This is a genomic window from Lutimonas sp. (genome assembly GCF_051011215.1).
Classification (GTDB): Bacteria; Bacteroidota; Bacteroidia; order Flavobacteriales; family Flavobacteriaceae; genus Lutimonas.
Genome location: NZ_JBPCUJ010000144.1, coordinates 1 through 3950 on the forward strand (window position 1 = coordinate 1; position 3950 = coordinate 3950).

The 3950-nt window shown below is 37.8% G+C and carries 2 protein-coding genes; both read right to left on the reverse strand.

The genetic code is table 11. The features are described 5' to 3' along the window. Nucleotides 1-102: 102 nt before the first annotated feature. Nucleotides 103-741, reverse strand: a complete 639-nt coding sequence (locus tag ACR2MV_RS13800; protein ID WP_434022585.1) for a polysaccharide deacetylase family protein — start codon at nucleotides 739-741, stop codon at nucleotides 103-105. Between the two features lie 66 nt (nucleotides 742-807). After that, nucleotides 808-3888, reverse strand: coding sequence for a protein O-mannosyl-transferase family (locus ACR2MV_RS13805; protein WP_434022586.1), 3081 nt, complete (start codon nucleotides 3886-3888; stop codon nucleotides 808-810). Nucleotides 3889-3950 lie beyond the last annotated feature (62 nt).

Sequence of the window (3950 nt, forward strand, 5' to 3'; positions counted from 1 at the left end):
AACGAATATCGAATAAGGAATTGAGAATGATGAATTTCACCTAATCATTTAATCGGTTCAATATTCTAAATTCCTAGTTCAAAATTCAAAATTCTATGTTCCTCACAGCGCCTTAAAATTAAATCCTCTGGATGAAAAGTGTTCCAGAACTTTAGGCAACACATAGTCGAGATTCTTAAATGATTTATCGCTGTCATGAAAAACCACAATACTGCCGTTACTGATATTTTTGATGGTATGTTCGAGGCATTCTTTTTTGTTTAATCCCTGATCAAAGTCTCCACTCAGTACGTCCCACATGATAATTTTATAGCCCTTTTTTCGCAAGATTTTTGCCTGTAAAGGTCTTATTCTTCCATGAGGAGGTCTAAATAGTTTCTGGCCGGATGTACCTGTTTCATTCTGTAGATAAGAATCCGCTTTCAAAATGTTTTTAACGTATTTTGAAGTAGGGGTTTTCCAACCTTGTAAATGATTAAACGTATGGTTCCCGATACTGTGGTCACCATCCTTAATTTTTTGATAAATCTGTGGATATTTTTGAATGTTTTCACCAACACAAAAAAACGTTGCTTTGGCGTCAAATTTATCCAGGGTATCCAGCACCCAGGGAGTAAAGTCAGGAACAGGACCGTCATCAAAGGTGAGGTAAATCTCTTTTTGATCCGTTTTAATCCGCCAGGAATAATTATAAAAAAATTTTTGCACCAATCTTGGTGTTTTTACAAGATAAGATCTCATTTGATATTATGTTTTAAAAAACGATTGGGGGTTACGCCAAGTTACAAAAAAAACTAGAATACACTTTTATTCCTCCAAGACTTCTTCCAACAGTTTTACTGAGACCATGAAATCTTCCTTCAGCTTTTCCGAATACGCTTCGGTATCGTATTCAACGGAAGTGGCAATAATGTATTTGTACAAATCCAAAGTGCCTTCAAGATCACCGAAATTTTGAGTCAACTCATACGAACTCAGGCTGCTGTAAAAGACAATCCTTTCTTTGAAATTCCCAATGAGGAACTCAAGAATTTTTCGCGCTTTTTCAGGTCGGTCTATCAAGTAATAGGATTCTATGTGACCAATCACTAATCTGAAATATCCATAGGAAGCAATTGGCATTTTTTCCAGCGACATATCCAATATCTCCTCAGCACGCACAAAATCTTTTTCCTTGATAAATTCATCGGCAAGCCTTCCTAAACTATTTCTAAAGGATATCCCGTTCTTTCTTGTTTCAGGATCATAATAGATATCTCCGTTTGAATTTTTCCATGACCACTTCTTAACATTGGCATACATGGTTTCGGTATCGATTCTACCCATGTCCATAAAGCTTTGTTGAGAAAGAGGAGTTTTTATAGGTACAAATTTATAGGCAAGACCATCTAATTGAAGGTAATCTTTTAGCCAGATATACTCCTCGGCAGCCTGGGCACCACCTGTAAAATACAGCGGTCTTTCCCAGTTATTATTAGCCAGTATATCCAACATCAGTATTCGGTTTTTGATCAATGCAGATTCTGCAATCTGTATATCGATATAAGGCTCAATCAGGGCTGAATCCTTTTCAGCAACAATACCATTTCTAAGTACAGCCTCTTTGTCTACCATGATTCTCAATTTTGTGGTAGGATAAACCTTTTCAGGATGACCGGTATCTTCAAAATCTATGGAGGTTCTGCTGTCTTTACTCTGAATCCACTTCATAAAGAATTTGATATCCATCACCGAATCCTTGAATTGAGGAAATGCATATGGATAGAAATAGGCTACATCCAAAGATCCTTCTTTATAATCATCATGGGTTAACTGAGAAGGAATAGGATCTGCCTTATAGGTCTTTCTTTTTTGCTGGTCAATGTACCAGTCTTTTGCAAACAGACTCGTATTGACAAGTTTTATGTCAGTTCTGTAATCTTCCACCTCCTGCATATACCACAACGGGAAGGTGTCATTGTCACCAATGGTAAACATAATGGCATTTTCCTGGCATGAATCGAGGTAGGATTTTGCATTGTTCCAGGTGGTATATTTTCCAGATCTATCGTGATCATCCCAATTTTCATTGGCCATCAAAACGGGTACAGCCAAAAGGCATATACTGGTCACCGCAATCGGCATAATCGGGGTCTGAATCTTGGTTTTTAATTTTTCATAGAGTGCCAGTACACCAAAGCCTATCCAGACAGCAAAGACATAAAAAGAACCTACAACCGCATAATCTCTTTCTCTGGGCTCAAATGGTTTGGGGTTGGTATAAAAAACAATGGCCAAACCGGTAAAAGCGAAGAAAAGCAACAGAATATAGAAATTGTTTATATCCCTTTTTAAATGAAAAAGTAATCCGATGAGTCCTAAAATAAGCGGTAAGAAATAATACTTGTTTCTACCTTTATTATCCGTAATCTCACTCGGTAAGTTTTGTTGGGATCCTAATCTGGCCTCATCAATGGGATCTATCCCACTCAACCAATTCCCATGGTTGTCAAGATTTCCCTGGATATCATCCTGTCTTCCCGCAAAATTCCACATAAAATAGCGACCATACATATAACCGAATTGATAGGTCACCATAAAACTGATGTTTTCTGCAAAAGTCGGACGCCTTTTAGATCGCTGTGGTATTCCTGCAATAGCTTTGTAATTTTGTACTACCGACGGTGTAGGGTCTACCATTCTTGGAATTATTCCCTTGTGTTTACTATTGTAATTTGGTAAGGCATCTTTGTAATTGTTTACAATGACATATTTACCTGCCTTTTCGTCTTTTTCGTATTTTGGTTTGGCATCTCTTGTTGGGTTGTCTTTATCTTTTTCGGGTTTAAGAGAATAGTAAGAACCATAAAATACATTGGCATCCCCATATTGTTCCCTGTTATAATATGCTAAAAGTTCACGTGCACTTGAAGGATTATTTTCGTTAATGGTTGTGTCTGCATTGGCTCTGATAGGCAGCATCAACCATGATGAAAACCCGATCATGATGAAAATAACTGATAAGAGCAGTAAATTTGCCGTAAATAATTTTTTCTTTCTTGTGTGTTTCAAGCCAAAATAAAATAAGGCCACAAGCACGATTCCAGCAATAATACTTCCTGAATTAAAGGGTAAGCCGAGTGTATTGATAAAGAACAGCTCAGAAGCACTAAAGAATCGCAAGGTAAACGGGAAAAGAAGTTTAAAAACAAAAGCTAGTACCAGGATAGATACGATATTGGCCAGGATAAACTGCTTTAAATTCAGCTCCGGGTGCCTTTTATAAATATATATGAAGACGATCGAAGGAATAACTAAAAGAGAGAGTATGTGAACCCCGAAGGACAGACCAACAATGAAACTGATTAATAAAAGCCATTTATTACCTCTTGGTTTGTCCATTTCTGCTTCCCAGTGAATGGCCAGCCAAAACAATAAGGCCATTAAGAAAGATGACATGGCATATACTTCGGCTTCAACGGCACTAAACCAAAAACTATCTGAGAAGGTATAGGCCAGAGCTCCGACAAGGCCGCTACCTAAGATGGCAATGGAGCTGGATTTGCTCATTTCTCCAGAACTCTTTTCTACTACTTTCTTTGCAAGTGCGGTAATGGTCCAGAAAAGGAACAGAATGGTGAAAGCACTGGCCAGGGCCGACATAAAATTCACCATCATGGCGATCTTTTCAACATCTGAGGTGAACATCGCAAAAAATGCACCCATCATCTGGAACAAAGGAGCCCCTGGAGGGTGTCCGACCTCTAATTTAACAGAAGTGGCAATATATTCACCACAATCCCAATAACTAACTGTAGGTTCAAGTGTTAAAGTATAGGTTAATAAGGCAATCCCAAAGGTAAGCCAACCCAAAATGGTGTTGTATTTTTTATAATCAAAAGAAAGCATAGACACATTTTAAAACTGAGGCGAATTTAGTAAATTAAATGGAAACTGCTTGGAAATTATGG